Origin of the sequence: Pedobacter fastidiosus, assembly GCF_014306625.1 — a bacterium.
GTDB classification, from domain to species: domain Bacteria; phylum Bacteroidota; class Bacteroidia; order Sphingobacteriales; family Sphingobacteriaceae; genus Pedobacter; species Pedobacter fastidiosus.
Genome location: NZ_JACRYL010000046.1, coordinates 1 through 4,989, shown reverse-complemented (window position 1 = coordinate 4,989; position 4,989 = coordinate 1). Strand labels below are relative to the sequence as shown.

Here is a 4,989-nt window from a genome sequence, read left to right as displayed (position 1 = left end):
GATGCCGTTTGCGAATATTTTCAGTTGAGCAAAGAAAAACTCAGATGTTACACAAAGAAACAGTTAAACCAGGGACATTGGATCTGATCCACAAGTTGATGAAAGACTCTCAGCTCAACTCATTTTACCTTGTAGGCGGCACCGCACTTTCGCTGAGGATTGGCCATAGGGAATCCATAGACATTGACCTGTTCAGTTCTTCGTTAAAATCTATAATTGAAAAATAAACCGGAAAATTATTTAATTCTTGTTTACTTAACCTTTACCACAATGGAGATGAAGGAATGGCGTGGCATAGTGATGCCGAAAAAGATTTGGAAAAGAATGGAGCAATTGCATCATTGAGCTTTGGGGCAGAACGAAAATTTGCATTTAAACATAAGCAAACTAAAGAACTGCATTACTACTTGAACACGGAAGTTTGTTGGTTATGAAACACAATACGCAAACAAATTGGCTTCATAGATTACCACCCTCTAAATTGAGTACAAAACCAAGAGTAAATTTAACTTTCAGAACAATTTTTTTGTAAATTATATGAGAATAACTTGGAAAGTTCGGAGAGTGGGATCAGTCAATTCCAGAAACTAGAGACAATCGATTTCCCCTAGAATTTACCAACTTAAATAATTAATTACTAGCTAATTACAAAAATAACTGCAATTAGTTTAAGTGGTCAATTCGCTACGGAATCATATGGTAAATAGCACCGAAATCTCCACTTTGCTAGCTAATTAGTAATCAAAATCGACTAGCAATCCGTTCTAAACAGAGGAAACACCTGGGGCATTCCACCCAATTCTTCTAGCTTCATCCTTTTGATAAAGAGAATCTACTGTTCCTTAAGTGTTAATTTGTTGTCTTTAACAGCAACGTTGATGTTTTCATCGTCAACCGTCCAGCTTCTTGTTTGATGATTCTTTCTCTCCTTAGGTTATTTAGATCAGCTTCACCTGCTGTCGTTTCTCTTTTTCAAGGTATCAAAAACTTCCCGTTGGTAGAGTTTACCAATAGGCAGTTCTGTTGTACCAAGCTGAATGTGATTGGTGGTGTAAGATCTTAACTGATCAATGGCAATAATATAGGACCGGTGTATCCTCACAAAATTGGAACTGGGTAACATAGCCTCTAAGGCAACCATGGAATATTTGGTGATTACTTGCCCTTGCGCGGTGACAATCTTTACATAATCTTTTAAACTCTCAATATACCGGATGTCTCTAAGATATACCTTAACCATTTTTCGGTCGGAACGGAAATAAAGGAAATTATCTCTCCCAGCAGCTTGTGGCCGGATAATCTTTTCAACTGACTGATTAATCGCAGGCAGTACCCCTGTTGTGATAGCCTTGTTTATTGCCTTTACAAAACGTTCAAACTTAATGGGTTTGAGTAGATAATCCACCGCATCAAGTTCATAGCTTTCCAGCGCGTGCTCTGCAAAAACCGTAGTAAAGATGATTTTAGGCGCTCGGGTTAGTGTGCTTACCAATTCCAGTCCGGTCAGTTGCGGCATGCGGATATCCAAGAAAATAATATCAACTGGGTGCTGATGCAGGAAAGGGATGACCTGCAATGCATTGCCACACTCACCAACGAGATGCAATATCGGCATTTTCGCTATGTAACGTTTAAGAACTTCCCTCGCTGGGGGCTCATCATCTACGATCAGGCAATTAAATATAGGTAAGTTCATTATCTTTAAAGTTAGTTTCTTGCGCGGGAACAGTATCTGGTTTTAATTCTATCTTAAGATTCACAATATAAACGTCTTCCTCATCAATTATATCAAATATAAATTTTTCCGGGTACAGCAGTTCCAACCTCCGCCGCACATTGCTAATGCCGATGCCGCCGGTTTGAACGCTTTTATTTTGAACCTTACCGTTAATGAGCTTAAGTTGCATTATTTGTCCCTCCAAACTGATAGTCATGCTCATCCATGGCCTTTCCAACACCTCACTAGTACCATGCTTAAAGCAGTTTTCAACAAAGGGCAGGATCAGTAATGGGGCGATGGTAAGATCCGAATAATTTGGCGGTGTTTGTATGCTTACCTCCAGTTCGTTTCCGTAACGCCTTTTTTCCAGTTCGATATATTCATGAATCATTTTTATCTCCTGTTCAAGTTTAACCACAGGAGTATTACAGTTATAAAGGATATAGCGTAACAGTGCGGAAAGCGCAATAATCATGTCTGCAGCAACCGGGGCCGTATCCTGCGTGTGCGAATAGATATTGTTAAGTGTATTAAACAGGAAATGTGGATGCAGCTGGGCTTTTAGTGATTGTAATTCGGCAATCGATTTTTCTTTTTCCAGCAACAAAGCATGCTGTTGTTTTTCGTAAAAATATTTCATCATTTTTATAGCCGCAGCCAGGCCGCCAATGGTGATACTGCCCCTTAAGCCGCCCATCATGGCTAAAAAAACCTTAAGTCCGAATGACATTGGTGCAGATATGGCCTGTGCAAAATATCGCGTGAAATACAACCTGCGCAAATAATCCAAAATGGTTAACGAGATCAGGGCTGATAACCCAGCGGTAATGAAAAGGAGGACAATAATCCAAAATGTGGCTTTCAAATATCTGGCAGGTATGACCATTTTAGGAATAATCCAATACAGTAAGGTATAGGTAAGGAACATAGTTGGAAAGATAAAAAATAGACCTTCAATGGCAGTTAGTCCAATTCGGGCACCGAAGCTAATGGCCAAAAGCAGCGGCGATGGTGTAAAAGCATATAAATAAACCTGGAACAAATACCAGCATATCCAAAAGCTGGCATGTCGGTACAGCACCCATTTGTTTGCTCTTGAAAACACGAATTGAAGCTGATCCATGTAGCGTCTTTTTTATAAAGATACGTTTCTGCCCAAGTATACAAGTATCATCAGGCAGTAAATAGACCTGCGGGTATTTTTTGCTGCTTTAATCATTTTGTCGACGACGAAAGTCTTTTGACTCTGGAAATGGATCTTATGTCTATGTAAAAGTGATGGACGTCTAATTTTCAAAAACAACCGAGATTTCCTCTTTAACTTTGACCAAGAAAATACAAACACTGATCGTAAAATTATGAAAAAACTAATCATCCTATTGATTTTGACAATCTTAGTGAGCCCAGCTTTTGCACAGGTGGATACCATCAGTTTTGCCAAAGAAAGGCAAGAGTTGCGCAGTTTTATACATGACCCGGCGCTGATAGCCAAAGCCAATTGTAACGACTTGATCATGGTTGGTGCAAAAGGCGATATCTCCTTTTCAACACAGCAAACAAAAGGCTCTCAGGATAATCAAAAGCTAATTTTTAAATCAGTTAAAACCATTCCTGGAAGCGAATACATCCGGATCTACAACGCCACTACTGCCGTAATTAACTGGCTGGCGGCAGTGCAACTCAATGTAGCGGGGCAAGATATAGCCATCAAGGTACGCCGCCTAGAGGTATACGTTAAAAAAGACGGCAGTTGGTGCCGGGTTGCTGGTCAGGGTACGCAGGTTGATGAAATGATGTTTCCCAATCCTCATTAATCGTCTTATAATAAGTAAATGGATTTCCGATCAAAACGAATCGTCAACGCTAATTTTGCAACTTCCAATATGACTATAGTGTTTTAGTGACGTTTACAAATGCAATTAAAATTTCTTTGCGTACTGAGTGTATGCTTTTATTAATTACCGAAAGGAGAGATTGTGCTATGTAAGATGTTCAGTTGTGGTCTGATTTTTCACCGCACAAGCAATTTTGCATATAACAAAACCCCGGACATAAGGGGCTTTGTCCCGAGACGCTATATTTTTCGAAAAATCTCTTTACTGACCTTAACAGTATTGCAACGATTTGGGATTTACCATTGGAAAATATTGATATAAATAAAAAATTGACAGGTTATTACGTGAAATCATTACAAAATTGACAATTTGAGAAAATTATAGGGATTTAACTGTGTATTTCAGTGAAAGTATCCACCCTGTTTCGTTCCAAACTGTCCAGCCTGATCAGGGCTTTTTCTTTTTAGCACCTTTCCATCTGGCTTCGATCAACGCAGCCTGACCCAACCATACCAACTGCGACACCCCGGTGCCCCAACGTCGAGCATCTTAAGAGGTAGGAGGTTTTATGGATGCGGACGAAGTTATTACAGCCGAAGGCATTAAGTGCAGATTTATCGGGCGGGAAGTCCGGAAGCGTACCTTGATGGAAGGCATCAAAGTTCATAACGAAAAGATGGAAGCCTTGGTGGGGCGTGAATATGCTATTGGTACTTTGAAGCGCTTTCAGGTCTTGGAAAGACATCTTACGGCCTTCATGAACGAGAAATACCAGACAACAGATATCAACATCAAAAATATTAACCATGCGTTTATAAGGGATTTTGATTTTTTCTTGAGAACGGTAAACGGTTGTGCAAACAACACTACGGTAAGGTATCTTAAAAGTTTTGGAAAGATCCTTCGCATTTCGTTAAGCTTAAAGTGGATTGACAGCGATCCAATGTTTGGATACAAGCTGAGAAGTAAAAATGTAGAGCGGTCGTTTCTGACAGAGGATGAATTAACGAGAATTTCAGAAAAGCAGTTCTTGACCGAGCGATTAAGTCAGGTACGGGACGTTTTTATCTTCTGCTGTTTTACCGGACTTGCCTATTCTGACATTGAAAAATTGAGCCTATCTAATATTAAATTAGGGGTAGACGGCAAAAAATGGGTTTACACAAACAGAACCAAAACAGGAACCCGGTCTGCTGTCCCACTACTTCCACCAGCAATCGCAATATTGGAAAGATACAATGACCATCCGTATTGCATCACCAAAGACAGGGCATTGCCAGTTTCAAGCAATCAAAAGCTAAATGAGTACCTCAAGGAAATCGCCGCAGTTTGTGGGATTGATAAACCTTTAAGTTCTCACATTGCAAGGCATACCTTCGCAACAACGATAACCCTGTTAAATGGTGTTCCTATGGAAAGTGTATCCAAAATGCT

The 4,989-nt window shown here is 39.9% G+C and carries 7 protein-coding genes; 5 read left to right on the top strand and 2 right to left on the bottom strand.

The genetic code is table 11. The annotated features are described in order from the left end of the window. From H7U22_RS22705 to H7U22_RS23530, 3 genes are all read left to right on the top strand, one after another. The coding region (locus H7U22_RS22705; RefSeq protein ID WP_248284843.1) for a nucleotidyl transferase AbiEii/AbiGii toxin family protein at positions 1-227 on the top strand (227 nt) is incomplete at its 5' end. 57 nt (positions 228-284) lie between these two features. Beyond that, positions 285-434 (top strand): alpha-ketoglutarate-dependent dioxygenase AlkB, encoded by a 150-nt coding sequence (locus H7U22_RS23535; RefSeq protein WP_262890383.1) that lies wholly within the window; start codon positions 285-287, stop codon positions 432-434. Then, positions 431-532, top strand: coding sequence for a hypothetical protein (locus H7U22_RS23530; RefSeq protein WP_262890382.1), 102 nt, complete (start codon positions 431-433; stop codon positions 530-532). Before H7U22_RS23535 ends, H7U22_RS23530 begins: the two co-directional genes overlap by 4 nt. 417 nt (positions 533-949) lie before the next feature. On the opposite strand, the gene H7U22_RS22695 is transcribed toward H7U22_RS23530, so the two are convergent. Both H7U22_RS22695 and H7U22_RS23260 read right to left on the bottom strand, forming a co-directional pair. Then, entirely contained in the window at positions 950-1,696 is a 747-nt protein-coding gene (locus H7U22_RS22695; protein WP_187073624.1) for a LytR/AlgR family response regulator transcription factor, read from the bottom strand. Then, a complete protein-coding gene (locus tag H7U22_RS23260; RefSeq protein WP_248284842.1) occupies positions 1,677-2,843 on the bottom strand; it encodes a sensor histidine kinase in 1,167 nt (388 codons plus the stop codon). The genes H7U22_RS22695 and H7U22_RS23260 overlap by 20 nt, the downstream gene beginning before the upstream one ends. A 235-nt stretch (positions 2,844-3,078) precedes the next feature. Between H7U22_RS23260 and H7U22_RS22685 the strand changes: the two genes are divergently transcribed. Together H7U22_RS22685 and H7U22_RS22680 are read left to right on the top strand one after the other, a co-directional pair. Continuing rightward, the gene (locus H7U22_RS22685; protein WP_187073623.1) at positions 3,079-3,534 is read left to right on the top strand and encodes a hypothetical protein; all 456 of its coding nucleotides are present in this window, start codon (positions 3,079-3,081) and stop codon (positions 3,532-3,534) included. A 589-nt stretch (positions 3,535-4,123) separates the two neighbouring features. Beyond that, positions 4,124-4,989, top strand: an 866-nt coding sequence (locus tag H7U22_RS22680) for a site-specific integrase (protein ID WP_187073622.1), incomplete at its 3' end; no start/stop codon positions are given.